Here is a 25,519-nt window from a genome sequence, read left to right on the forward strand (position 1 = left end):
CTCGCCACGTATCTCGTGAACAGCGCCGACAGCGTGGTCTTGCCACTGCCGCCCTTACCGACGAATGCCACCCTCACGACGACGATCCAATCTGATTATGAAAATCATTGCAAGAGTTGGGAGTGATAATCATGTCACGATCGCCGGGCGTGTGACGCCACCGCGAGAGGAAAGGCGCGGGGAGTTAGGTGATGGCACGCCTGATAGTGGCGCTTTCTAGTTGATAGAACGCATGGGGTGATCCATCACTGATGAGGATAGATCAGATGAAATATCCCTAATAGGGATGAATATGGTGGCAAGTGGTCAAATGGGTAGCCTGGGTGATCACCCTGGAGGTTCTTCGCGCGGGGCTTCCTCGCGTGGGGTTCTCTCGCCCGGGAGCTCGCTACCTCCGGTCTCCCCCGGCCTGGCCTGCTCATCCCTGGCTCGCCCGGCGAGGTCCTCCTCGCGGAGGCTGTCGAAGCGGGAGACGAACCACGAGGCGAAGGAGGCCGTGACCACGCCCAGCAGGCCGACCCCGCCCAGCATCAGGATGCCGCCGACCCATCGGCCCCGTGCTGTGACCGGATACACGTCGCCGTAGCCCACGGTGGTGATTGTGCTGACCGCCCACCACGCGGCGTCGCCGAAGCTCTTGATGGTCGCCTTCGGCGCGTCACGCTCCAGGCGGAGTACGGCGAGGGCCGAGGTCAGCCCGAGCAGCAGGGCGGTGAGGCCCGCGTAGGCCGCGACCTGCGCCTGGAACTCCAGTCTGCGCCGCCGGTGCCTGATCGTCGCCCTGCTGATCATGCCGACCGTCCGCAGGGGGCAGAGCATCGGCACGGACAGGATCACCAGTACCAGCCAGTTGCTCCGCAGGAACGCCGCGCGGTCGGAGGTGAGGGCCAGCCGTACGACGACGTCGGTCACGAGCAGCGCCCAGGTGCCCACGATGACCGCCCAGCACGCCGTGGTCAGCGGGGGAGGCATGTCCGGTTTCAGGGACAGTGCCGCGAAGGCCGTCAGGAAGGCCAGGGAGGCGAGGACGAGCGGGAACTCGCTCGCTCGTTCCCAGCGCTCCCTCGATGACGGGGCGCCGTCCTGGCGGGATGGCAGGTGTTCCGTCAGGGACTCCCCTCGCCTCGGCGCCCACCCGGCGGTGTCGCTCCGCCGGAGCTCGGCGGGCGCGCGCTCGATGTCCGTCCGTGGCAAACATCATACGGAACGTCACATCGGGATCCTCGTCTCCGAAACCCGGTCAACATACCAAACCATATGGCATGGTGAATGTATGGCGACAGAGCAGGACTGGCTTGACGAGGGGCTCGTCATCCTGGCGGCCCAGGGGATACCGGCACTGACGATCGAGTTGCTGTGCGAGCGGCTCGGGCTGACCAAGGGCTCCTTCTACCACCATTTCCGGGGGATGGCGGCTTACCGGGCCGCGTTGCTCGACCACTTCGAGGCCAGGTTCACCACGGAGTTCATCGACGCCGTCGAGTCGGGCGCGGGGGACTCGGCCGCGGTTCAGATGGAACGGTTGCTCGGCCTGGTCACCGCGGCGGACGACAGGGCGGGCCTGGAGATCGCCGTGCGGGCGTGGGCCCAGCAGGACGGGCAGGCCCGTGCCGTCCAGGAGCGGGTCGACCGGCGCAGGATCGACTACCTGAGCACCCTGTGGCGGCGGCGCGGCGGGCAGAAGCCCGAGACCATGGCGCTGCTGCTCTATCTGATCCTGGTTGGCGCGGGCCACCTGGTCCCCTCGCTGACGGGCGAGGAACTCCGCGAGGTCTACGACCTGGCCCTGCGGCCTTACTCCTCAGAACGGGAGCGGTCGTGACGCGAATCCGTGAGGTGGCCCTGTTTGACACCCTGACCGGCGACCTGCCGAAACTTCGCGCGCTGGCCACGGGCGCCGACCACGTCGACGTCAAGACCGTCGAGGGAGACCTCACCCTCAGGGAGTTCCTTCACGGGTTCCTCTCCTGGCAGCCCGGCTGGCTGCGCTTCCTCTATCGGATCCGCGCCGGGTTCGTGCGCCTGCTCGGCATGCGGCAGGAGGGTGTCCCGGCCGCCCTCGAGATCCGTCCCGAAAACATCTCGTTCACCCCCGGCGACAGAGCGGCGTTCTTCAGCGTCGCGGAGGCGGAGGAGGGGCGCTACTTCGCGGCGGTCGCCGCCGAGTCGCACCTCACCGCCCACCTCGTGGTCGTGGCTGAGCCGGGGATCTTCCACGTCGTCACGGTCGTGAAGTACAACCGCTGGACGGGGCCGGTCTACTTCAACGCGATCCGGCCCTTCCACCACCTGGTGGTCCGCGGCATGGCCAGGGCGGCCGTCAGGGGAGGGCGTCCTTCATGATGTGGGCGAAGGTGATCTCGCTCAGCAAGGTCTCCTCGTGCTCGCGCAGCGCGCTCCACACGTCGGCCAGGGGCCTGGCGACCCCCGGGTAGTCGGCGCGCTGGGAGTGCTCGGGATTGCCCTCGACGACCATGATCACATCGGCCAGGGTGATCTCCTCAGGGGGGCGGGCGAGCCAGTAGCCCCCTTCGGGGCCGCGCTGGCTGTTGATGATCCCGGCCCGCCGCAGCTGCAGCAGGATGTTGTCCAGGAACCTCCGGGGAATGTTCTGCGCGACGGCGATTTTCTCTGCGGGTACGGGACCCGGGGGCGCCGCGGCCAGTTCGGTGACCGCCCGCAGCGCGTACTGAGTTCTGGCGGAGATCCGCATATCGGTTAGTTACGCACCTGCTGGAGACCCCAGCGGCGGCGCAGCGCGTTGTCGCCGGTCTCGAACAGCAGGTCGATGCCGATGCCGATCACCAAAATCACGATCATCGTGCCGAGCAGGCCCGCCGAGTCCGCGAGCTCGCGGTCGTAGTAGAGCCGCTCGCCCAGCGAGGACTGGTGGGCGATGATGACCACCAGCTCACCGGCCATCAGCGAGCGCCAGGCGAAGGCCCAGCCCTGCTTGAGCCCGGCGAGGAACGACGGCAGCGACGCCGGCAGGATCACGTGGCGGTAGAGCTGCAGGCGGCGGAACCCGAGCACGTGGCTCGCGCGCAGCAGGATCGGCGGGGTGTAGTCAACCCCGGTGATCAGGCCGTTGGCGATGGACGGCGCGGCGCCGAGGATGACCACGAAGGTGATCGCGCTCTCGGTCAGCCCGAACAGCAGGATGGCCAGCGGGAACCAGGCGATCGACGGCATGGTCTGCAGGCCGGTGATCAGCGATCCGAAGGCGGCCCTGAGCACCTTGATCCGGGAGACCAGGGCGCCGATGACCAGGCCGACCAGTACGGAGATCGCGAACCCGGTGACCGCGCGGCGCATGGTCACCCCGATGGCCTGCCAGTACTCGGCGTCCGAGAGGCGCTCGCCCAGCTTGCCGAAGGTCTCGGCCGGGCCCGCGAAGACGTACTCGGGCCAGCGTCCGCTCCACACGATGCCCTGCCAGATCGCCAGCACGATGGCGACCGCCAGGAGCATCGGCCACAGGCGGCCCCAGAGCCGTACGGCCAGCCCGCTGCTCGTGGCGCCGCCCAGTTCGAGGGCGTCGAGGCCCGCGAGCTGCCTGGCGTGGACGTCGGCGGGCCGGTCGGCGGCGGATGCCTGGTCAACGGCCATGGCGGAGGACCTCCTGGCGCAGCCGGTTGGTGATGGCCGAGGCCAGCTCGGCGACCTCGGGCGAGTCCGTGACGCGGGGCCGCTCGATGTCCACGGGGAACTCCTCCGCGACCTTGCCCGGCCTGCTGCTCAGCAGCACGACCCGGTCGCCGAGCCGTACGGCCTCGCGCACGTTGTGGGTGACGAACAGCACGCTGAGCCCGCGCTTCTGCCAGATCCGCTCAAGCTCGTCGTGGAGCAGGTCGCGGGTCATCGCGTCCAGCGCGCCGAACGGCTCGTCCATCAGCAGCACGTCGGCCTCCTGGGCGAGCGCGCGGGCCAGGGAGACCCGCTGGCGCATGCCGCCGGACAGCTCGTGCGGGCGCTTGGCGCCGAATCCGCCCAGGTGGACGATGTCCAGGAACTCGGCGGCCCGTTCCTGCCGCTCCTTCTTGCCCACACCCTGCACCCGCAGCGCCATCTCGACGTTGGCCGCGACGGTGAGCCACGGGAACAGCGCGGGCTCCTGGAACATCATGGCGATCTTGCGGCCGCCGGTGCCCAGCGTGCCCGCCGTCGGCTTGTCCAGCCCGGCGACCAGCGACAGCAGCGTGCTCTTGCCGCAGCCGGAGGCGCCGAGCAGGCTGACGAACTCGCCCGGCTCGACGGAGAGCGAGATGTTGTCGAGGGCCAGTAGCCCGTTCTTGCCCTGGCCGTAGATCTTGGAGACGCCGTCCAGCCGGACCGCGGGCTCTTCGCCCTTGGTCCGGCGGGACGCCCGCTCCGTGAGCGGAGCTGTCACTTTGCCCTCCTGGGTTTTCGGATCAGGCGTTTACTTGTCGGCTACCTCTGGCTGCCCCTGGGCCTTGAGGACCTCGTTGAGGGGCTTGAGGTCGTAGATGCCGTTCAGGTCGACGGGCTGCAGCAGGCCGATCTTGATCGCGTGGTCGGCGCTGCCGACGAGGGAGGAGGCGATCGGGTCGTTGGTGAAGGTGATGTTCTTGAACGCGCTGTCCAGGACCTCCTGCTTGAGCGGCTTGCCGCTCAGCTTCTCCAGCGCGGCGTTCACGGTCTTCGCCGCGTCCGCGGGGTCCGCGTTGATCGCGGCGTTCGCCTCGACGTGCCCCTCGAGGAGCTGCTTGACCGTCTCCGGGTGCTGGGCGGCGAACTCCTGGCGGACGATCAGGTGCGTGATCACGAACTGCTTGTTCGGCCAGAGGTCGCGCTCGTCGACGAGGATCTTGCCCTTGCTCTCCTGGACCAGGCGGCTGGCGAACGGCTCGGGCACCCAGGCGCCGTCGATGTCGCCGGTGGCGAAGGTCTGCAGGGTCTGCGAGTTCTCCTGCGGGACGATGCTGACGTCGCCGCCGCCCTTGGTGTCGGTCTTCAGGCCCTTCTCCTGCAGCCAGTAGCGCAGGGCCACGTCCTGGGTGTTGCCGAGCTGCGGAGTGGCGATCTTCTTGCCCTTGAGGTCCTCCGCGCTGTTGATCTCGGGCTTGACGACCAGGAAGACGCCTCCAGAGGCCGCACCTGCGATGATCTTGATCGCCTTGCCCTTGGACTTGGCCCAGGCGTTGATGGCGGGGTTGGGGCCGATGTAGGTGGCGTCGATCGCGCCGGAGAAGACCGCCTCGATCGCGGCGGGGCCGGCGTTGAAGGTGCTGGTCGTGAGCTTGGTGCTGCCGAGGTGCTTGGCGAAGAAGCCCTTCTCGACGCCGACGAGCGCCGTGGAGTGAGTGATGTTCGGGAAGTACCCGAGCCGGACCTCCGCGAGTTTGTCTCCGCTGCTGCTGCCGCTGGAGCCCCCGCTGCCAGGCGTCGCCGTCGTTCCCGAGCTCCCGCAGGCGGTTGCCAAGGTCGTGAGCGCCAGTACGGCGAGTGCCGCCACCACCCCGCGAACACCGCGAGCGTTCATAACTACTCCCTAATTCCTACTTAATAAGTCGGTTAGATGCATATAAGAGCCGTGCGGGGGTGTGTGTCAAGCCGAACCGATAAGGGAGGGGGCACTGTTACCGCTTCGTGTTCTTCCGTGCGGTCTCGGTGACTCTTTTTGGGATTGGTGTGACAGATGTTTATTGATGATGCTGGTGGGACGTGTGTGACCTGGGTATTCAGAAGTCGGTATTGGATCTTGAGCCCCCCGAGCGAGGTCGGACCCTGAGAACTCGGGTGACAAGGGGCTTTGGTGGTGTTTGCCGGTGCCTGGTCGCGTTGCGGCCGTGTGCGATGGATCGGTGGGTTTGTCGCGTGCTGCGTCGCGCTCTCCATGGTCGTGACGCCTTCGGTCGCCGTCGCCGTCGGATCGCGCGCGGGGGGCGCCGAGGCGTCCCGTGCGGGAGGCGAACGGGCGGAGGGGACGCTCCGCGCGGGAGGCGGGCGGATAGAGGGGGTGTCCCGTGCGGGAGGCGGACGGGCGGAGGGGGCGTTCCGCGCGGGAAGGGTGCGAGCGGAGGTCGTTGGGGCGTTCCGCCCGGGAGAGGTCGCGATCCGGTCGGTGAGGGCCTCCGATCCCGGGCACGGGGACGTGGCCGTCCCCAATCTGCGGATCATCAAGACCGCCGCCCCCCTTCCGGTCAGGAAGGGCGCCAAGCTGCTCTACATGATCACAGTGGTCAACGACGGCGCGGCCGACTGTCCCGAAGCCACGATCATCGACGACCTGTCCGGTGTCCTCGACGACGCGGACTACAACGGCGACGGGGACGCGCCCAGCGGCACGGTTTCCTACGCCGCGCCCAGGCTGACCTGGACGGGCGGCGTGGCCAGGGGGCAGACAGTGACGATCACCTACAGCGTCACCGCGGGCGGCGGGGGCGACGGAGTCCTGGACGGCGAGCTGGCCGGGCCGCCCTCCGTCTCGAACTGCGCCCCGGGGTCGGCCGTGCCCGAGTGCGGCGAGTCCCTCGGTATCGCGGAGCTGAGGATCGAGAAGTCGTCCGCTCCCGCCGTAGCCAGGCCCGGAGAGACCGTCGAGTACACGATCAAGGTGACCAACGTCGGCAACGTCCCCTACCTGGGGGCGTCGCTCACCGACGATCTGAGCGGGCTGCTCGACGACGCGGTGTTCGAGGGCGACCTGCGGGCTTCGAGCGGCATCGTGTCCTACACGCGCCCGGCGGTCGGCTGGAGCGGCGACGTCGGTCCCGGGCAGGTGGTGACGGTCACCTACTCGGTGCGGCCGAACTCCCCGCCGACCGGCGACCGGAGACTCAGCGGGGTCGTGGTCGCCGGGGTGCCGGGCACCAACTGCCCCGAGGGATCGGCTGATCCGCGCTGTGGCGATCCCGAGGGGCGGGGGATCGCCGACCTGAGGATCACCAGGAGGGCCGAACCGGCCAGGCCGAGGCCGGGGGAGAAGGTGGTCTACACCGTGACGCTGGAGAACACGGGCACCGCCGCCTACGCGGGGGCGCGTTTCGCCGATGACCTGTCGGGCGTGCTGGACGACGCCGCCTACAGCGGTGACGCGACGGCGACCAAGGGACAGCTGACGTACGGCAGGCCTCTGCTGGAGTGGCGAGGCGACCTCCCCGCCGGGGCCACGGCCACGATCACCTACAGCGTCGTGGTCGATGACCCGCCGAACGGGGACCTCAGGCTGCGGGACGAGGTGGTCGGCGTCAGTCCCGGCTCCGGCTGCGGCGAGGGAACGGCGGGCCCGGACTGCGGCCCCGGGGACGTCTCGGTCGTCTCGGACCCGCGCCCGGCGACCACGGCTGAGCTGGTGGGCATCCCGGGGCACACCGGCGAGCCGGATCCGCGCCCGCATGACCGCGAGGACCGTGATCGCGAGGACCGTGACCATGTGGATCATGGTGACCGTGACCACGGGGACCACGGGGACCACGGGGACCACGGGGACCACGGGGACCACGGGGACGCGGACTGCGCGGACGCCGCGGGGTCGTGCCCCGGCCCGGTCACAGGCTCGGCCGGTTCCGGACCCGAACTGCCCTTCACGGGCTTCCCGATCGGGGTGGCGCTGATCGGACTGACGCTCTCCGGTCTTGGCGTGGCCGTGCGAGTTCTGGTCCCGCGCCTCTAGGAGTAGACCCCGGTGGGGAAGTCATGAGGAGAGGGCGTCACCCGGGCCGCGAGTCCCCGGCTGACGCCCTCTCCGCGCCCTCTCCGCGCCCTCTCCGCGCCCCGGCCGGACCGGCCCCGCCCTCTCCGGTCCCGGCGGATCGTCCCCGTCCGTTTCGCCGGCCCCGGAGGGTTCAGGCGTTCTCGCTGCGCCGGTGACGTCGGCGGCGGAGCAGGTACACACCGCCCGCCAGGCCGCCGCCTGCGATCAGCGAGAGCGGCAGCAACCATCTCGGCGACTCTCCCGGCTCGGCCAGCGTGTTGACGTCGACCGCGCACGCCAGCACGGGACCGCCGTCGCCCCGGCTGGCGCAGGCGGTCGTCGCCAGGTTCGGCACATCGTCCGCGGAGAGGTCGCCGACCCTGGCGCTCAGGTGGAGGACGGTCTCCCGCCTCGCGGGGACGTCGACCGTCCAGGAGACCTCGCCCTCCCGGACGCGGCCGCCCGCGTCGGCGCTCACGAAGATCAGCGATGGGGGCAGCGTCTGCTCGATGGTGATGTTTCTCAGCGCGGTGGTGCCCTGGTTGCCGATCCGCAGCGTGTAGGTGCTCTCGCCGCCGAGAGCGGCCTGCCGTGCTCCGTCGTCGAGGACGATGGAGATCGCGGGATGAGGACCGGCCGGGGCGGGAGGGTCGCCGGGAGGCAGCGCCCGGGCGGGAGAGGAGCCGCGGGCCAGGGCCCAGGCGGGAGGGTCGTCAGGGGGTGGCGCGACGGCTACGGCGAACAGGACTGCGGCCGAGGTGAACGGAACCGCGGCGAACGGAACCATGGCGAACGGAACCGCGCTCACTGGGCGATGCTTCATGCCCGAACCTCCACTGTCACGATGGGTAATCTCTCCATGACAGCACCTGAGGTGTCGTTCGCGCTCCCGTCTTGCCGGACCCGTCGTCAGCCGCAGACTGCGTCGAGGGTGGCGGGGTCGTCTCCGGTGTGCCGTTGGGCGGTTCCCGCGAAGCCAGAGGTCGCGGAGGAGGTGTCCGCGGGGCGCGACAGGATGGCGGCGACCTTGTGCTTGATCAGGTTGTAGTCGGGGTTACCCGTGTCGATCAGCGGGGGGACGAACTGGAAGCTCTTGATCTTGGAGCTCTTCACCTTCTCGGACAGCTCGATCAGGTTCGGCAGCAGCTCCCGCGGGATGTCGGTCGACACCGCGTGCGCGGTCGCGTCGGCCAGCTTCTCGAAGCTCTTGAGCACCGTCACCGCGTCCGCCTGCTTGGTGACGGCGTTCATCAGGCACTTCTGCCTGCCCATCCGGACGTAGTCGTCACTGTAGGTGCGGGCTCTGCCGAACCAGAGCGCCTCCTCGCCGGACAGCTTGCGTGTCCCCGGCGGGATCAGGCCCTCGTTCTGCCTGCCGTACACGATGGGGGCCTTGATGGTGACCTTCACCCCGCCCATCGCGTCGATGATCTTCGCGAAGCCGAACATGTCGACCATCACGTAGTTGGTCACGTCGAGGCCGGTGAAGTCGCTGATCGTCTTCTTCAGCAGCATCGGGCCACGCCGGCCGTCGGGGACGCCGGGGACCATGTCGGGATGCTCCTCCGCGTACTGGAAGACCTCGTTGAGCATGCCGGGGGTGTACGGCGGCTCGCCCCCGAAGCCGTACGGGAAATGGGTGCGGGGCGGGCCCGCGGGCATCGGGACGTTCTCCAGGTTCCTGGGCAGGCCGAACAGCACGGTCGCGCCGGTCCTGGTGTCGATGCTGGCCACGGTCATGCTGTCGGTGCGCACACCGATCCGGTTGGCCGCCGCGTCCGCGCCGACCAGCAGGATGTTGAGCCGCTCGCGGCCTTTCCACGGGTCGACCGGGATCGGGACCGCGCTCGCGGTGAACACGGAGGCCACCACGCTCTGGGAGAGGTAGGCCAGCCGGGCCGCGTAGGCCATCGGGGCGATCACCAGCGCGCACAGCAGGCCGACGGCGAAGGCGGACAGGTAGCGGGCCGGGCCGGACAGCGACTCGGGACGGACGAGCCGGTAGGACCGGATGACCACGGCCACCGTGGCGGCGGCGAACAGGATCGCGCCCAGCGTGAAGGCCCACAGCCAGTCGGGTTGCACGATCAGGGAGAGAAGCTCCGGCCTGCCGTTGACGAAGACGGACACGGTCGTCGTGACGATGGCCACGTAGATCCCCATCAGCAGCGCGCCCGTCACACGCCTGCCGACCCACAGATGCGCCAGGCCCCACAGCGTGGCGGAACCCAGCGTCAGTGCCAGGCCCGATGCGACGCTCAAGCGATTCCTGTTACCTGCCATCTGGTCAACATCTCCTGTCCTTCGGCCCCCCACCTCGCAGGTTAGTAATGGTTTTCGGATGAATGAGCTATGTACCCCCACGACGCGCTGAGAAGCCTGAGTCAAGATTCAGTGCGCGCATTCCCGCTGGTTGTGGGGATTTCGGGTTTTCCAAATCGCGGTCAAAAACAATATCTAGCGGGTTTTACCCGGTGAAGGCGGGGATTCCCGTTTAAGGCGGTGAGGAGGATTCTGTGCGAAGAATGATCAGCGTGATCTTCATCGTGCTCGGCTGCGTTTCCGCGCCGCTCGCCCTCGTCGGCTTCTGGGCGGCGGACTGGGTCGCCGGCGCCGAGCGCTACGTCGAGACGATGGCGCCGCTGGCCGTCAACCCGGCCGTCCAGGGCACCGTCACGGACCGGGTCACCGCCGCGATCACCGAGCCGTTGCGGGAACTGGACGCCTCCGTTCCCGACCACGCCGTCCACATGGCGGTGGACGCGATCGTCACCGGTGACAGGTTTCCCGCGATCTGGAGACGCGTCAACCAGGAGGCGCACCGGCGGCTGATCACGGCCCTGTCGGACGGGGGCGGCGGTGCGCGGGCCGTACGAGCCGGGAGCGTCGGTCTGGACCTCACTCCGATCTACGAGCTGGCCAGGAACGAGATGGCGCACTCCAGCCTTCCTGTCGCCGCCCGCCTTCCCGGGCTGCATCCGACGATCGAGCTGTTCTCCGCGTCGGACCTGGCCAAGGTCAGGCTCGTTCGCGCATGGCTGGTCGAGACGAGGCCGGGACTGCCGATCCTGTCCGCCGCCCTGCTCGTGACGGGAACACTGCTGGCACGGGATCGGCAGTGCGCGCTGATCGGCGCCGGACTGGGCCTGGCGGGCGCCATGGTCCTGCTGGCCCTGCTGCTGGTCGTGGTCCGCAGCGCCTCCCTGCCCGATCCCTCGGAGAACGAATCGCATACCGGGGCCCTCACCGTGATCTTCGACGCGCTGACCGGTTTCCTCTGGGCCGACCTGCGCACGGTCTTCGCCGTCGGCCTGGTCGTGGCCGTGATCGCCTTCGCGGCCCGTCAGGCGCGGTTGTCCCGCACCGGCTCGTCCGGTGCGGAGCCGACGCCGGAGGCAGGCACCTGACACCACGCGGCACGCGCGCGTTCACCCGGCACATTCACCTGGCGCGCCTCTCACCAGGTGGAGGCGCCGGCGAACGAGGTCGCGCCCGGACGGTAGCCGAGCCGGTCACGGGCCGCCGTGATGTCCAGGGTCCGCTCGACGGCCAGGTGGCCCGCGGCGTAGCGGGTGAGCCGAGGCGGGCGAGGACGCCGGAGCAGCCGGAACACGGTCTCCGCGGCGACGGCCACGGGCTCGACGAGCCCGAGGGGAAGATAGTACGGCTCGGCGTCGACACCGCGTTCTGCCATGATCGCCCGCAGGGCGTCGTCGAGAACGACGGGTTCGGCGTCGGTCACGTTGAAGACACCGTGCTCGACGGGACCGGCGGCGGCGAGCAGACACGCCTGGACCAGGTTGTCCACCGAGGTCAGGCTGATCCGCTGACGCCCGTCTCCCACCGCGAGGAGCCTGCGGCCCCGCACCGCCCCGAGGACCCGGGGGAGCAGGGTGGTGTCACCCGTGCCGTAGATCGCGTGCGGCCTGAGGATGACCGCCCTTCCCAGGACGCGCTCGGCGGCGGCCTTCGAGGCGCCGTACGCGTTGGCGTACCGGCGGACCGGGGCCGCGTCCTCGGTGGCCATGACGGTCGGCAGGAATGGGTCGTAGACGCTGGCCGTGCTCACGTGCACGAACCTGGTCCGGGGGAAGGCCGCGGCGGCGTTGCGGGTGCCGTCCACGTTGGCCGCCCAGATCGCCGAGGGTGGCCCCCAGTCGGTGACGCTCCCGGCACAGTGGATCACCGCGTCCGCCCCGGGTGGCCGTGACCTGTCGCCCAGGAGGTCCCAGGGCGTGTACGGCGCGCCGCCCACGTGCCCCGGGACGACGGAGGGGCGCCTGCCGAAGGCCAGCACCTCCCAGCCCTCGCCGACGGCCGCCCGGCAGACCGCCCCGCCCACGAACCCGGAGGCCCCGGTAACCGCCACCCTCACCGGGCCGTCCCTTCCCCGTCACACGGCCTGCGGGCACCCGGCTCCGCCGTACGTCCGCGATCCTCAGGCACGGCGCGCGACCAGCTCGCGGAGGGCGGCGCGGTCGAGTTTGTCCGCGCGGCCTGAGCGGGGGAAGGAGCCGAGCGGCTCGACGCGGTCGGGGAGGGCCGGGGCGTCCACGATCGCGGGCAGAGCCCTCCTGAGCAGGGCCTCGTCGTAGTCACCGGTTGGAATGACGGCGAGCACGACCTCCTCGTCCCCGGTCTCCGGGTCGGCGAGCCCGACGATGGCGGCCTCCGCGACCCCGGGCAGCGCGGAGATCGCGGGTTCGTAGAGGCCGGGGTAGATGTTCACCCCGTCACGAAGGATCATGTCCTTCTTCCTGCCGAGCAGGACCAGCCTGCCTTCCTCGATACGGGCCAGGTCCCCGGTCGCTATCTCCTCCAGCGGCTCCTCGCCGAGATAGCGCCGGGCGAGGTGCGGTCCCGAGACGAACAGCTCGCCGTCGTCCGCGATCCGCACGCCGACGCCGGGCAGGGGCGCTCCGAGGAGGTCTCCTTCCGCGTGGGCCAGCTTCTCCCGCGCGGAGGCGATCGCGATCGGCAACGCCTCGGTCATCGCGTACACCGACAGCACCTCGGGCCCGGCCTCGATCGCCCTGCGGAGCACGCCCGCGGGCGCGGGGGCCGCCCCGAGCAGCAGGTAGCGCAGGGTGCCGGGCAGTTTCGGCGTCCGGCGGAGCAGCCTGTCCAGGTGCACGGGGACGGCGAAGGTGTGGGTGGCCTTCCTGGCGGCCAGCTCGTCGGCGAGGTCCCCCCCTCCGGGGAGCGACCAGGTCGCCCCGGCGAGCAGCGCGGGCAGCCCCAGCATCAGCTGGTCGGTGTGCACGACGTCACCGGGCCCCAGCGGGAAGACGCTGCGGAACAACGCCAGCCCCGCCGCCAGCGACCCCCTGGTGTGCACCACGCCGCGCGGTCGCGCGGTGGTCCCCGAGGTGAAGATCACCGCCGCGGCCTGATCCGCCGAAATTTCGGATACGTCCGGTGCGCCAGCGGACGTTTCGAGGAGGCGTGACAGGCGCAGGGCTCCCCGGGGCACACCGGGCAGCCAGGGCCCCGTGTGGAGGTGGCGTACGGGGTGCCCGGGAAGCGGGTCCCTGAGGTTCGGCAGCAGCAGGCCACGACGGCGGGCCAGACCCCTGAGCGGTCCGCTCAGGGTGTAGAGGAGGGACTCGGCGACCACCCAGCCAGGACGGGTCGCGGCCATGCGGGCGGCGAGCACGTCGGGGGCCAGCCCGGGGTCGGCGAGCACGAGCGTCCCACCGGCGGCCACCGCCGCCAGCGCGAGCACCACCGCGTCCACCCCCGGCCGTACGGCGAACAGCACGCCGTCACCGATCTCCCCGGCGCCCGGGCCTGGGTCCCGGGCACCCTGGTCCGAGGCGTTGGCACCCCGGTCCTGGTTCTCGGCACCCCGGTCCGGAGACGCGTTTCCCGTGACGGTCCCGGCCGGTCCGCGCCCGTGTTCGCCTCCGGGAGTGGTGTCCTCCGGCCGCCGGGCCATCGCGGCGCGGACCGCGTTCACCCTGCGGGCCAGTTCTCCGTAGGAGAGCTCGCGGCCACGGCCGTCGATGATGGCGACCCGGTCCGGCTCCCGCCCGGCCGTGTCAAGAATCCCGGTGACGATGTCGTTCATGCCGCCGTGATCCACAGGTGTTCGTAGGTGGGGATGAGGACTCCTCTGGCCGCGCGCCGCCGTACGACGCGCACGTGATGGGAGAGCAGGACCGAGGCCACCGCCCTGATCTCGGCCAGGGCCAGCGGGTAGCCGATGCAGAAGTGCGGACCCGCGCCGAACCAGAGCCGCCGCAGCTCGGGCGGATGTTTCCGCGACGGGTCGAAGGGGCCGTGGGCGCGGGCGCAGTTGTGCGTCACGATCAGCACCCGGTCGCCGGGCCGTACCGCGACCCGGCCGACCCGCGCGGGCGAGCCGACGGAGCGCAGCATCACCGGTGTGGGGGTGGTGACCCGCATGGCCTCCTCGATCACCGCGTCCAGGTCGTCGACCGTCGTCCGGTGGTCGTGCAGCAGGGCGATCAGCCGGGGCACGAACGCGGCGACCGTCTCGGTGCCGGTCAGGAAGAACGCGCCCGCCGCCCCCCGGGCCTCGGCGGCGGACAGGCCCTGCGCCCGCATCCGGCCCATGACCGTCGACTCGTCTCCCGCCTCGTAGGCGGCCTGCGCGATGTCCCCGATCCCGTCCAGCACCTGCCTGGCGATCGCCACCTGCCGCTCTCCCAGCCGCCTCGAACGCAGCGAGACCATCGAGACGACCCGCTCCCCGTCGGCGAACAGCTCCCTGGCCCGCGCCTCGGAGACCTCGCCGAGCCCGATCACCCGGCAGATCACCGCCCCGGCCATCGTCCGCATGGCGTCGACCAGGTCGACCGTCTCCCCGCGCCCGAGGCGCGAGGAGAGATCGTCGAGCGGTTCCCGCAGCACGTCTGCGACCAGCGCGGAGACGTACGCCGGGGTGAACAGCGGCATCAGCTTCCTGCGCAGCGCGAGATGGCCCGCCCCCTCCATGTTGAGCAGCACCGAGGGGCCGAGCACCGGCGTCCACAGGTCCCCAGGAGATCCGGGACCGTCCTTGCGGAAACGCTCGTCGTTCAGCACGGCACGCGCCGTGGCGGCGTCGTTCACCACGACCCCCAGCCCCGGGACCCGCACCACGGGTCCCAGGCGGGCCAGCAGCCGCATCAGCGGGTAGACGAAGGGATGCGCGGCCAGGTACAGCCGGGTCTCGTGGTTCACCGGATGTCGATCACTTCGGGGCGGTAGCGGTGGTCGGCGTACCAGGCCAGGGTGCCCGCCAGGCCGTACGCGCGCAGGCGGCGGACCGAGCCGTAGACGACCACGTCGCGGCGCGAGCCGTACGCGGAGGTGACCTTGCGGACCCGGTTGACCAGGGCGCGGTCCTCGTGGACCTCTTCGATCGCGGTCCTCGGGAAGCCTCCGGCCCGCTCGTACAGCGAGGCCGTGATGGCCATCGCACAGCCGGGGATCATCACGTACGGTCCGAGGTACTCCGGTGACCGGTTGCCCGGCCTGAAACGGCCGAACGTCGCGGCCACGTCCACCACGAACGGGATGAACCGCCGCTCCCAGAACCTCAGCGGGAACTCGTCCGTCCTGGGCAGCAGCCTGCCGCCGACCATCTCCAGCCCGTCGCCGAACGCGCGCCTGACGTTGCGCACCCAGTCGGGACGGGGCAGGCAGTCGGCGTCCGTCCTGGCGATGTGGGTCGCGCCGTTCGCGATGGCGTGACGCACGCCGGTGTCGGAGGCGGCGCCGGTGCCCTTCCTGGTCTCGGTGATCACCTGGACCCCGTGCCGCCTGACGATCTCGGCGGTCTCGTCGGTGCTGGCGTTGTCCACCACGACGAGGGTGAAGTCACGGTCGTCCTGCGCGGCCAGCGCCCGGAGCGTCGCCTCGATGCCCCCGGCCTCGTTGTAGGCCGGAACGATCACCCATAGATCCATCACGTCTCCGCCTCCGTCAGGCACGGGTCCCCGCCCTCACGCCCTGGCCCGTCACATCTCCGCCAGCATCACGCCCGTGCTGATCCCGCCACCCAGGCCGAGCAGCGCGACCCGGTCGCCCGGCTCCCACTCGCCCAGCGCGAGCTGCAGCGGCAGCGTGGCCGAGGCGCAGTTGCCGTGCTCGGGAAGACTGACCACGAGCCTGTCCTCGGGGATGCCGAGCACGGTGGCCAGATGGTCGAGGTAGGGCATCGCGACCTGGTGCACGGCGACGACGGCGAAGTCGTCCCAGCGCAGGCCGGTGCGTTTGAGCGCGTTGAGGAAGACGTCCGGCCCCGCCAGCTCGAACGCCTCCTTCAGCCGCCGCCCGTCGCCGCGGAAGTAGGAGTACTCCGGGTCGCGCGGGTGCGCCGTCCCGCCTCCGGGCAGGGTGCCGATCGCCCACGCCGTCGACTCGGCGGAGAAGTCGCGGTAGAAGATGCCGCGCTCGGCGTCCGCGCTCACCAGCACGGCGGCCCCGCTGTCCGACAGCGTGTATCCGGCGAAGGAGTCGACGAACTGTGAGTGGTCCCGCACCTGCCACCGGACCGCCCGCGACGGGACCTCGCCCGAGCAGACCAGCACCCGGTGGTGCGCCCCCGTCAGGATCAGCGCCTCGGCGACCTGGATGCCGTTGAGCACGCTGTTGCAGGCGTTCTTGACGTCGAAGACCGGGCACGACAGGCCGAGCTTGGCCGCCACGATGTGCGCGGTCGCGGGTTCGACCATGTCCTGTGAGGCCGAGGCGAAGATCAGCAGGTCGGCGTCCGCGTGGCCGTCGAGCTTGCGGGCGGCCTCGGCCGCCAGGTCCGACGCCTGCTGGTCGTCGTCGGCGACGTATCGTGACCGGATGCCGGTCAGCCGCTCGATGACACCTCGGTGGGGGACGTATCCCTCGATCCGCCGTTCGACCTCCGCGCTGGTCATGGTCCGTTGCGGCAGATACGTCGCGACGCCCGTGATCCGGGCTCTCATCGCTCCCCCTCGTTGACGTCACGTCTCCCAATATCCGGGCAATGTATCGAAAAGACGGTTAATTGTCCTGGTCAGCTCGTGGGGTGGGAAACGTCGGCCCGGAATGCCGGAGGCCGCACCGGCCGCAGGGGGCTGCGGCCGGCGGGAATGGAGTGATCTCTCCTGGGTAGCCGGTAGTGCTATGAGCGATGTGCAGACGGGGACGGTGACCACGAAGGTCCCCGCGAGGTTGGACCGGTTGCCGTGGTCACGGTGGCACTGGATGATCGTCATCGGCCTCGGAACCGTCTGGATCCTCGACGGCCTCGAAGTGACCATCATCGGCAACCTCTCCGCCCAGCTCGCCAAGCCGGGCAGCGGCCTGGAGATCACCCAGACCCAGGTCGCCGGTACGGCCGCCGCCCTCTACGTGGCCGGCGCGTGCCTCGGGGCGCTGTTCTTCGGCTGGCTCACCGACAGGTTCGGCCGCAAGAAACTGTTCATCATCACGATGGTCGTCTATCTGATCGCCACCGCCGCGACCGCGCTCTCGTTCTCCGCATGGTGGTTCTTCCTGTTCCGGTTCCTGACCGGTTTCGGCATCGGTGGCGAGTACGCCGCGATCAACTCCGCCATCGACGAGCTGATCCCGAGCCGCCACCGAGGCCGCATCGACATCGTCATCAACGGCAGCTACTGGCTCGGCGCCGCGGGTGGTGCCCTGCTGACCGTGCCGCTGCTCAGCAACTTCGCGGTGAACGTGGGCTGGCGCATCGCCTTCGGCCTGGGCGTCGTCCTCGGCCTGGCCATCCTGCTCGTCCGGCGGCATGTGCCGGAGAGCCCGCGCTGGCTGTTCATCCACGGCCGGGACCGGGAGGCCGAGGAACTGGTCGACGACATCGAGAAGCGGATCGAGCGGGAGAAGGGGGGCCGTCTCGACGAGCCCGAGCGGTCCATCACCATTCACCAGCGCAGGTCCATCGGCTTCGGGCAGATCGCCCACACCATGGTCGCCCGCTACCCCAGGCGCACGATCCTTGGCTTCTCCCTCTTCATCGGGCAGGCGTTCCTCTACAACGCCATCACCTTCGGCTACGCCCAGATCCTGTCGACCTTCTTCAAGATCGACACGACCACCGGCTACTACTTCGCCGTCATCGCGGTCGGTAACTTCCTCGGCCCCCTGCTGCTCGGGCATCTGTTCGACACCGTCGGCCGGGTTCCCATGATCTCCGCGACCTACATCGGTTCCGGGGTGTTGCTGCTCGGTACGGCCTGGCTGTTCAACCAGGGTGTGCTGACCGCCGTCACGCTGACCGCCTGCTGGTGCGTGGTGCTCTTCTTCGCCTCGGCGGGGGCGAGCGCGGCCTATCTGACCGTCAGCGAGATCTTCCCGATGGAGACGCGGGCCATGGCCATCGCGTTCTTCTACGCGATCGGCACCTTCGTCGGTGGTGTCGCGGGCCCGCTGGTCTTCGCCAACCTCGTGGGGAGCGGCAAGCCGGGCGACACGGCGCTGGCCTTCTGTATCGGCGCGGTTCTCATGATCGCCGCCGGGCTGGTCGAGGTGTTCCTCGGGGTCAAGGCGGAGGGCAGGAGTCTGGAGGACATCGCGGAACCGCTGAGTAGCGCCCCGGCCACGTGAGACCGCCCACCCCGCCATGTGAGACCGCCCCCCGGCTGCCGGGCCGGTGGGTGAGCTGAGGGACCGGCCGGGCGTGGCAAGGGCTCACGGTGGGGTTCGTGCATTCCGTAACACGGCGAAGAACGTTCCATAATCCGGTTGAGGAACTTGATATGATAGTGATTATCATTTGAGCATCTGTTCAGGAGTGGGCCCATGGATGTCGCCACCGCTCTCGACATACGCGCCTCCATGGAGCCTGACGAGGCCGGGGCGGAGGTGACGCGGGATCGGCTCGTCACCGCCGAAGAGGCCACCCAGCTCGCCGAGCTGTTCCGGCTGCTGGGGGACCCGACCCGGGCCCAGCTTCTCTACGCCCTGCTCGAAGCCGGTGAGCTGTGCGTCTACGACCTCACGGAGACGGTCGAGGTCAGCGACACCGCGGTGTCGCACGCGCTCAGGCTGCTGCGGACCGCGGGCATCGTGGCCAGCCGCAGAGCGGGCCGGATGATCTATTACCGTCTCGCCGACGTCCACGTCCGGATGCTGCTCGATCTCAGCCGCGAGCACCTGCGCCATGGTTGACCGGCCGGCCGGTCTCAGCTCGGGGCATCCGCATCAGGGCTGAGTGACTGGCCGCTCTCAGCTTCGAGCGTTTGTGTCAGGGCTGAGCGGTTGGCCGGTCGTCTCAGCTTCGGATGTCCGCGTCAGGGCTGAGCGGCTGGTCCGCCGACGGCCTGAACGTACGGCGGTAGGTCATCGGCGAGACACCGATGGCCGCCTGCAGGTGCTGCCGCAGCGAGGCGGCGGTGCCGAATCCTGCCTGCTCGGCGACGCCGTCAACGGGCAGGTCGCTGGTCTCCAGCAGGCGGCGGGCCAGCTCGAGCCGTTGCAGGATGAGCCACTGGCCGGGACTGACGCCCACCTCGTCACGGAAGCGGCGGGTGAAGGTGCGGCGGCTCATCCGGGCGTGGGCGGCCAGCTCGCTGAGGGGAAGCGGCAGGTGCAGGCGCCCGAGCGCCCAGTTCCTGGTCGCGGCGGTTGCCGCCGTCGGCTGCTCGGGGATCGGGCGCTCGATGAACTGGGCCTGACCGCCGTCGCGCCACGGCGGGACGACGCAGCGCCTGGCCACCCGGTTGGCCACCTCGCTGCCGTGATCGCGGCGGACGATGTGCAGGCAGAGATCGATCCCGGCGGCGACGCCCGCCGAGGTCAGCACGTCCCCGTCATCGACGAACAACACGTCCGGATTCAGCTTGACCTGTGGAAACAGCTTCTGGAATCGATCGGTGCTGCTCCAGTGCGTTGTCGCGGGGCGGCCGTCGAGCAACCCGGCCGCCGCGAGCACGTAGGCGGCGGTGCAGATCGAGACCAGCCGGGTGCCCGGCCTGACGCGGGTGAGCGCCTCGGCCAGCGGTCGCGGGAGCACCCCCTCCAGGGAGATCGAGCCAAGTCTGTGGGTGGCCGGGATCACCACGGTGTCCGCGGTGGCCAGCGCCTCGGCTCCGTGGTCGACCGAGATCGAGAAGTCGGCGTCCGTCTGGACGGGACCGCCGTCCACGGTGCAGGTGACGACCTCGTAGAGCTGTTCCCCCGCCGGTCCCCTGGCCAGGCCGAAGATCCGTGCCGGGATGCCGAGTTCGAAGGGGATGACGCCGTTCAGGGCGAGCACGACAACTCTGTGCATGACCCGATCCTTACATATGAATGGTTCGAGCCAGTTATGGGCTGGATGATTCTTTGCGTTCCAGGTCATGGCCGCCCCGTGGGGCGAGGGTACTTATCGCGATGTGATCAAGTATCTGGCGGGAACAGTGGTTCTGTCCTTCGGCGTGCTGGGATTCGCGGCTCCGCCGCCGGACGGACCGTTGCGTCCCGGCGACTACGCCAAGCCTGTGGAGCGGCTGCAGCACAGGCTGCAGAAGCTGGGGTTCTCGCCGGGGCTGGTGAACGGCTACTACGGGTCAGAGACCCAAGCCGCCGTCTGGGCCTTTCAGAAGTCCCAGGGGCTCACACCGGAGGACGCGGTCGGCAGGAGGACCTGGAAGGCCCTCGCCCACCCGCGGGCCCTGTCGCCGCTCGTTCCCGAGGGAGAGCCCCGGCGGGTGGAGATCGACCTCGACCGCCAGCTTCTCACCGTCTACCGGGGGGACCGCCCGATGCTGGTCTCCCACGTCTCCGTCGGTGCGGGGCCGTACTTCTGCCAGTACGGCCACAGCTCGACGGAGACCACTCCCACGGGTGACTTCCACGCCGTCAGTCGCGCTCCGCGTCCCGGGGCGGACCCGCTGGTGTCGATGTATGAGACGTTTTCCTTCGACCGCACCCCCTGGAGCGACCTCGACAGCGGCACCAGGGGCGGCCCCCAACGCGTTTTCGGGGTCAACCTTCCGGTGAAGCCCGTGCGCTGGGTGAAGGAGCCGGTGGAAACGCTTTCTCCCGCCCAGTCGACCGACCGGCCCTGGTCTCCGGGGCCGGGCTCCGTGAACAGGCCGACCGGATCCTCCGGGCCGGGCTCCGTGGACAGGCCGACCGGATCCTCCGGGCCGGGCTCCGTGAACAAACCGACCGACCGCTTCCGATCCTCGGGGCCGGGCTCCGTGAACAGGCCGACCGGCCGCCCCTGGTCCCCGGGCCCGAGCTCCACGACCAGACCGACCCACCCGATTCTCACGACCGGGCCCGTCCAACCGATCCCCACGGTCAAACCGGTCTACCCGATCCTCACGGCCCGGCCGGTCCACCCGATTCCCACGGTCAGGTCGGTACACCCGGCCCCTACGGCCAGGCCTGCCCGCCCCATTCCCATCGGCAGGCCCGCCCGTCCGGTTCCCGCCGTCAAGCCGGTCCGTTCGATCTCCGCGTTCGGTCCCGCTCTCATGGCGTCTCCCGTGCCGCCCGCCGTCCGTCCCTCCTTCCCCCCGGCCGTGTTCCCCTTGGCGAGTCCTGTCTCCTTCGCGGCCCCGGTCCCGGCGACCGGTCCCGCCTCCGGATGCGTCCGGGTCCCCTCGCATGTCGCCGAGCGGCTCTTCGACCTGGTCAGAGTGGGTGATCCGGTCCACATCCGGCGTGATTGAGCGCCCCCGCTCACGACCCGCGCAGGCCGCTCTACACGGACAGACCGGCCAGCGGCAGCCTGAGGACCAGTTTGGCGCCGTTGCCGTTCGCGCTGTCGGTGGCGTACAGGATGCCCCGGTGCGCCGAGGCGATGTCCCTGGCGATGGGCAGGCCGAGCCCGGCTCCCCCGGCGTCACGGCTGCGCGCGGTGTCCAGGCGGGTGAAGCGCTGGAAGATGCGCTCGCGTTCCTCAGGGGGGATGCCGTGGCCGTCGTCGGCGATCTCGACGACGGCGTCGTTGCCCTCCCTGCCGACGCGGACCGCCACCTCCTTCGCCGCGTGACGGTCGGCGTTCGCGAGGAGGTTGGTCAGCAGCCGGGAGAGCTGGAACCGGTCGCCCCTGACGACCACGTCGGGGGTGAGATGGGTGAGCACCTCGTGCCGTGAGGGGCGTCGCCGTACCTCACCGGCGACCAACTCGGCGAGGTCGATCGGCTCGGAGTCCGCGCTCACGCCGGAGTCGAGGCGGGCGAGCAGGAGCAGGTCGTTCACGATGACCTGGAGGCGCTCCGTGTCGTCAAGCGCCGACCGTATCGTCTTGGCGGGATCTTCAGCGTCCGGCGCGGCGAGCGCCAGTTCGAGCTTGGTGCGCAGCCCGGTCAGCGGGGTGCGCAGTTCGTGTGAGGCGTCCGCGGCGAAGCGGCGCTGGTGCTCAACGGCCCGTTCCAGCCGTTCGAGGGTCGCGTTGATGGTCTGGGTGAGATCCGCGACCTCGGTCTCGTCGTCGCAGACGGGCATCCGGCGGCTGAGGTCCGAGGCGGTGATCTCTGACATCTCCCTGCGGATCCGTTCGACCGGTTCCAGGGTCCGTCCGACGACCCGCCAGGTGCCCCAGCCGAGCAGCGCGAGGAGCGCCAGGGAGAAACCGGTCAGCCCGGCCTCCAGGGAACGGCCGGCGAGCAGCGGGGGCTCGGGCTCCGCCGCGTACGCCATGACGTCGCCGAACGAGGACGCGCTGTCCTGGAGGCCGACGACCACGAAGCACGACCGTTCGCCCTGCGGCGTGACCGTGCAGGATCTCGTCTCCACCCGGTTGTCGCCCTCCGCGGGCCACACGTTGCTGATCGGGGGGCGTCCCTTCATCATCGGGCTGGCCGCGACGACCCGCCCGTCGCGGGTGACGATCTGAAGACGGCTGACCTGCTGAGTCGGCAGGACGTCGCTGTGCACTCTGCGGTTGAGCTCGTAGGCCTGCCGGACGGCCTGCGAAACCATGCGCATGGTCTGCTGCTGCAGCACGGCGCGCACGCCCAGTGCCGTCCCGATCGAGCCGATCCCCAGCACCACCGCGAAGATCATGATTGTGGTGAGCGTCGCCCGGGCCCGGATCGAGCGAGGCCCTCGCCATGAAGCCACGCTTCCCCCCGAGAGAGCCTTTTCCCACATTTATAAGCTTCGGGGCTTCATCGGGAAGCAAAGCGGGAAGCAAGGGCGGAATAGCTCTTACGTCCTTTTAGTCGGGCAGGTTAATCGGAGAGGATTGTCTCAGTCAGACAGGGCGATCGTCCCCAGCTCGCCGCGGGAGGCGACCCCGAGCTTGGGATACGCCTTGTAGAGGTGGTAACCGACCGTGCGCGGGCTGAGGAAGAGCTGGGCGGCGATGTCCCGGTTCGACATCCCCTGCGCGGCCAGCCGTACGATCTGCAGCTCCTGCGGGGTGAGCCGGGCCAGCACGCCGGGCGCCGGCGTCGCGGGCGCCGTGGAACCGGTCGCGTTCAGCTCCGCGCGCGCCCGCCCTGCCCAGGGCGTCGTTCCGAGCCGTTCGAAGGTCTCCAGCGCGGTGCGCAGGTGGGTGCGTGCGTCGGCCTTCCTGCGGGTACGGCGCAGCCACTCCCCGTAGAGCAGCTCGGTCCTGGCCCGCTCGAAGGGCCGCCCGCCGAGCCGCAGCGCCGCGGTGAAGTGCTCCTCCGAGTCCTCGAGCAGGGCTCGGCAGCGCAGCACCAGGGCCTCGGCCCAGGGGCGTCGCGTGGCGCGGGCCCACTCCCGGTAGCGGGCGAAGGCGACGGCGGCACGCTCGGGGGCGCCGAGCCGCACCGCCGCCTCGACCAGGTCGGGCACGCATCGCGTCTCGGACACCTGGTACCCGTCCGACATCGGTTCGAGGCGGGACAGCGCGGCCTCGACCCGCCCGTGCCCGAGGTCGAGGGTGCCCAGCGCCCACGCCGTCCACCCGCTGCCCGCTGAACCGCCGACGAGCGCCTCGTCCACGAGCCCACGGCAGCGCTCCTCCTCGCCCTCCAGCGCGGCGAGGTAGGCCAGGAAGGCGTTCATCTGCGTTGCCCACTGCACCTGCCCGGCGTCCCGCGCGATGCGCAGGCTCTCCGTCGCGGTGGTCAGCGCGTCGCGGTGCCGCCCGTGGAACAGCTCGGTCTCGGCGAGGAAGAACAGCAGTGTCGGCAGCACCCCGATGTTGCCCAGCGCCCTGGCCTCGGCCACCAGCGTCCTGGCCGTCTCGTGGACCTCCTCGTCCTGCCCGACGGCCAGCCCGATCCCGCAGGCCTGGACCAGGTCACGCGGGCTTTCCGCACCCGCCGCGCGGGCCTCGGCGACCACATCGGTGAGCGAGGGCGGCGTCTCGCCCCTGGACAGCGCCGATGTGATGAACACGACGACCGGTGCCAGCGGATCGCCTTCCGGCAGGGACAGCGCGCCGAGCCTGGCCGTGGCACGGCCGACCTCCGGCGCCCCCAGGTACCAGGCGGTGTGCAGCGCCTGGAACAGCATGCGCGCCGCCCGGGTGCCGCCCGCCGCCGCGGCGTTCTCGAGCAGCGCCTCGTACGCGGTGCGCGGCCTGCCGCGCAGGAAGTCGGCGGTCGCGCGGACATGTGTCAACCGCGCCCTGAGCGCCGCCCGATCCCCGTCGTCCCCGGGACGTCCGGAGTGCCCTGTCTCGTCCCCGGCCTGTTCCGTCCCGTCTCCGGGGAGCATGGCGAGCTGCCGGGTGCCCCGTTCCGCGAGCGACCCCGCCCGGTCCAGCTCGCCCGCGCACGCCGCGGTCTCCGCAGCCAGCGTGAGCCGTCGCGCCTGGGCGTCCGGCAGAACGCTGAGCCGGGCCGCCCGCTCGTAGGCGGCGGTCGCGACGGCGTACCCGCTGCGGTCGCTCGCCCGCGCGGCGGTGTGCTCCAGTTCCGCGGCGACCCCCTCGTCGGGGCCGGTCGCGGCCATGGCCAGGTGCCAGGCACGCCGGTCGGCGTCGTCGGGGCCGTCGAGCGCCTCGGCGAGCGCCCGGTGTACGGCCAGGCGGAGGCTGGGCGGAATCCCCTGGTAGACGGCGGCCCTGACCAGGGGGTGCCGGAAGGTCATGGTTCCCGCGTCGACCCTGACCAGGTCCGCGCTCTCCGCCGGGTGGAGATCCTCAAGGAAGTCTCCGAACCCCGCCGCGGCCCGCAGCACGACGCCCAGGTCACCGGTGTCCTCAGCGGAGGCGACCGCCAGCAGTCCCTGGGTCGCCTCGGGGAGCCGCCTGACCTGACCGAGGAAGGCCTCCTGGACCCGGCCGGTGAGCGGCAGCGCCGTACCGTCGCCGGGGGCGGCCTTCGGCAGCTCGATCAGCGCGAGCGGGTTGCCCCGCGCCTCGGCCAGCACACGGTAGCGGACGACGGGGCTGACTCCGGTTCCCAGCAGCGCCGCGGCTGCCGCCTGGTCGAGCCCCCCGACCGGAAGCTCGGCGATCCCCTGTGCGGTGAACGGCTCGCGCGCGGCGAGGATCAGCGCGACCCCCTCGGCGTCCAGTCGCCGCGCCGCGAGCAGCAACGCGTCCGTCGAGGCCCGATCCAGCCAGTGGGCGTCGTCGACCAGCACCAGCAGCGGGCCGTCCTCGGCCAGCTCCGACAGCAGGGACAGCACCGCGAGGCCGACAAGCAACTGGTCCCCCGCCTGTACGGAGGCCAGCCCGAACGCGGCCCGGAGGGCCCGCTCCTGCTGCTCAGGCAGGGCGCCCAGCCGGTCGAGCACGGGGCGCAGCAGCAGGTGGAGCCCGGCGAACGGCAGCTCGGCCTCAGACTCGACGCCGGTGCCCCGGATCACCCGCATGTCCGCGGTTGCCGCGTAGTCCAGCAGCGCGGTCTTGCCGATCCCGGGCTCGCCCCGCATGAGCAGGGCGCCACTGCGGCCCGCGCGGGCATCCGACAGCAGCCGATCGATCACGGCCTGCTCGGCGGCCCGCCCGTACAACATGCCTCGAACCTTACTCAAAAGGGGCGATCAGCCATC

22 protein-coding genes are annotated in these 25,519 nt (G+C 70.4%); 7 read left to right on the top strand and 15 right to left on the bottom strand.

From position 1 onward, the window contains the following. Positions 1–327: 327 nt before the first annotated feature. Positions 328–1,194 (bottom strand): potassium channel family protein, encoded by an 867-nt coding sequence (locus AB0395_RS27860; protein WP_366285794.1) that lies wholly within the window; start codon positions 1,192–1,194, stop codon positions 328–330. A 79-nt stretch (positions 1,195–1,273) separates the two neighbouring features. Between AB0395_RS27860 and AB0395_RS27865 the strand changes: the two genes are divergently transcribed. Both AB0395_RS27865 and AB0395_RS27870 read left to right on the top strand, forming a co-directional pair. Then, complete coding sequence (locus AB0395_RS27865) at positions 1,274–1,822, top strand: TetR/AcrR family transcriptional regulator (protein WP_366285797.1); 549 nt, start codon at positions 1,274–1,276, stop codon at positions 1,820–1,822. Next, the gene (locus AB0395_RS27870; RefSeq protein ID WP_366285800.1) at positions 1,819–2,343 is read left to right on the top strand and encodes a DUF2867 domain-containing protein; all 525 of its coding nucleotides are present in this window, start codon (positions 1,819–1,821) and stop codon (positions 2,341–2,343) included. The genes AB0395_RS27865 and AB0395_RS27870 overlap by 4 nt, the downstream gene beginning before the upstream one ends. On the opposite strand, the gene AB0395_RS27875 is transcribed toward AB0395_RS27870, so the two are convergent. The 4 genes from AB0395_RS27875 to AB0395_RS27890 are packed head-to-tail and all read right to left on the bottom strand — an operon-like array spanning position 2,321 to position 5,503. Further along, entirely contained in the window at positions 2,321–2,713 is a 393-nt protein-coding gene (locus AB0395_RS27875; protein ID WP_366285803.1) for an Rrf2 family transcriptional regulator, read from the bottom strand. The two genes, AB0395_RS27870 and AB0395_RS27875, sit on opposite strands and share 23 nt — an antisense overlap. Before the next feature lie 5 nt (positions 2,714–2,718). Continuing rightward, positions 2,719–3,609, bottom strand: coding sequence for an ABC transporter permease (locus tag AB0395_RS27880; protein ID WP_366285805.1), 891 nt, complete (start codon positions 3,607–3,609; stop codon positions 2,719–2,721). Beyond that, entirely contained in the window at positions 3,599–4,390 is a 792-nt protein-coding gene (locus tag AB0395_RS27885) for an ABC transporter ATP-binding protein (RefSeq protein ID WP_366285808.1), read from the bottom strand. Before AB0395_RS27885 ends, AB0395_RS27880 begins: the two co-directional genes overlap by 11 nt. Positions 4,391–4,420: 30 nt before the next feature. After that, positions 4,421–5,503, bottom strand: a complete 1,083-nt coding sequence (locus tag AB0395_RS27890; RefSeq protein ID WP_366285811.1) for an ABC transporter substrate-binding protein — start codon at positions 5,501–5,503, stop codon at positions 4,421–4,423. Between the two features lie 309 nt (positions 5,504–5,812). On the opposite strand from AB0395_RS27890, the gene AB0395_RS27895 reads away from it, so the two are divergent. Next, entirely contained in the window at positions 5,813–7,636 is a 1,824-nt protein-coding gene (locus tag AB0395_RS27895) for a DUF11 domain-containing protein (protein WP_366285814.1), read from the top strand. A gap of 172 nt (positions 7,637–7,808) precedes the next feature. Here the strand turns inward: AB0395_RS27895 and AB0395_RS27900 are convergent, their stop codons facing one another. Together AB0395_RS27900 and AB0395_RS27905 are read right to left on the bottom strand one after the other, a co-directional pair. Beyond that, on the bottom strand, positions 7,809–8,480 hold the full coding sequence (locus AB0395_RS27900) for a hypothetical protein (RefSeq protein ID WP_366285817.1): 672 nt from the start codon (positions 8,478–8,480) through the stop codon (positions 7,809–7,811). A gap of 86 nt (positions 8,481–8,566) precedes the next feature. After that, on the bottom strand, positions 8,567–9,919 hold the full coding sequence (locus tag AB0395_RS27905; protein ID WP_366285820.1) for an LCP family protein: 1,353 nt from the start codon (positions 9,917–9,919) through the stop codon (positions 8,567–8,569). 254 nt (positions 9,920–10,173) lie between these two features. Between AB0395_RS27905 and AB0395_RS27910 the strand changes: the two genes are divergently transcribed. After that, entirely contained in the window at positions 10,174–11,064 is an 891-nt protein-coding gene (locus tag AB0395_RS27910; RefSeq protein ID WP_366285823.1) for a hypothetical protein, read from the top strand. A gap of 50 nt (positions 11,065–11,114) precedes the next feature. On the opposite strand, the gene AB0395_RS27915 is transcribed toward AB0395_RS27910, so the two are convergent. From AB0395_RS27915 to AB0395_RS27935, 5 genes are all read right to left on the bottom strand, one after another. Further along, on the bottom strand, positions 11,115–12,032 hold the full coding sequence (locus AB0395_RS27915; RefSeq protein WP_366285826.1) for an NAD(P)-dependent oxidoreductase: 918 nt from the start codon (positions 12,030–12,032) through the stop codon (positions 11,115–11,117). A 63-nt stretch (positions 12,033–12,095) separates the two neighbouring features. After that, complete coding sequence (locus AB0395_RS27920) at positions 12,096–13,727, bottom strand: class I adenylate-forming enzyme family protein (RefSeq protein ID WP_366285829.1); 1,632 nt, start codon at positions 13,725–13,727, stop codon at positions 12,096–12,098. Then, positions 13,724–14,845 carry a cytochrome P450 gene (locus tag AB0395_RS27925; RefSeq protein WP_366285832.1) on the bottom strand — a complete coding sequence of 374 codons (1,122 nt, stop codon included), beginning with the start codon at positions 14,843–14,845 and terminating at the stop codon, positions 13,724–13,726. The genes AB0395_RS27920 and AB0395_RS27925 overlap by 4 nt, the downstream gene beginning before the upstream one ends. Then, positions 14,842–15,573: a glycosyltransferase gene (locus tag AB0395_RS27930; protein WP_366285834.1), complete on the bottom strand. Its 732-nt coding sequence runs from the start codon at positions 15,571–15,573 to the stop codon at positions 14,842–14,844. Before AB0395_RS27930 ends, AB0395_RS27925 begins: the two co-directional genes overlap by 4 nt. Before the next feature lie 51 nt (positions 15,574–15,624). Further along, complete coding sequence (locus AB0395_RS27935) at positions 15,625–16,587, bottom strand: ketoacyl-ACP synthase III (RefSeq protein WP_366285837.1); 963 nt, start codon at positions 16,585–16,587, stop codon at positions 15,625–15,627. Between the two features lie 181 nt (positions 16,588–16,768). Between AB0395_RS27935 and AB0395_RS27940 the strand changes: the two genes are divergently transcribed. Both AB0395_RS27940 and AB0395_RS27945 read left to right on the top strand, forming a co-directional pair. Further along, positions 16,769–18,211 carry an MFS transporter gene (locus tag AB0395_RS27940; RefSeq protein WP_366285839.1) on the top strand — a complete coding sequence of 481 codons (1,443 nt, stop codon included), beginning with the start codon at positions 16,769–16,771 and terminating at the stop codon, positions 18,209–18,211. Positions 18,212–18,406: 195 nt separating this feature from the next. Further along, the gene (locus AB0395_RS27945) at positions 18,407–18,775 is read left to right on the top strand and encodes a metalloregulator ArsR/SmtB family transcription factor (protein ID WP_366285842.1); all 369 of its coding nucleotides are present in this window, start codon (positions 18,407–18,409) and stop codon (positions 18,773–18,775) included. Positions 18,776–18,878: 103 nt separating this feature from the next. On the opposite strand, the gene AB0395_RS27950 is transcribed toward AB0395_RS27945, so the two are convergent. Next, positions 18,879–19,877 (bottom strand): helix-turn-helix domain-containing protein, encoded by a 999-nt coding sequence (locus tag AB0395_RS27950; RefSeq protein WP_366285844.1) that lies wholly within the window; start codon positions 19,875–19,877, stop codon positions 18,879–18,881. Between the two features lie 103 nt (positions 19,878–19,980). Between AB0395_RS27950 and AB0395_RS27955 the strand changes: the two genes are divergently transcribed. Beyond that, on the top strand, positions 19,981–21,267 hold the full coding sequence (locus AB0395_RS27955; RefSeq protein WP_366285847.1) for a peptidoglycan-binding protein: 1,287 nt from the start codon (positions 19,981–19,983) through the stop codon (positions 21,265–21,267). A gap of 31 nt (positions 21,268–21,298) precedes the next feature. Here the strand turns inward: AB0395_RS27955 and AB0395_RS27960 are convergent, their stop codons facing one another. After that, complete coding sequence (locus AB0395_RS27960) at positions 21,299–22,606, bottom strand: ATP-binding protein (RefSeq protein ID WP_366285850.1); 1,308 nt, start codon at positions 22,604–22,606, stop codon at positions 21,299–21,301. 186 nt (positions 22,607–22,792) lie between these two features. Beyond that, positions 22,793–25,483 (bottom strand): AAA family ATPase, encoded by a 2,691-nt coding sequence (locus AB0395_RS27965; RefSeq protein WP_366285853.1) that lies wholly within the window; start codon positions 25,481–25,483, stop codon positions 22,793–22,795. Between the last annotated feature and the right edge of the window lie 36 nt (positions 25,484–25,519).

The sequence above is a fragment of the Streptosporangium sp. NPDC051023 genome (genome assembly GCF_040689595.1).
GTDB lineage: Bacteria > Actinomycetota > Actinomycetes > Streptosporangiales > Streptosporangiaceae > Streptosporangium.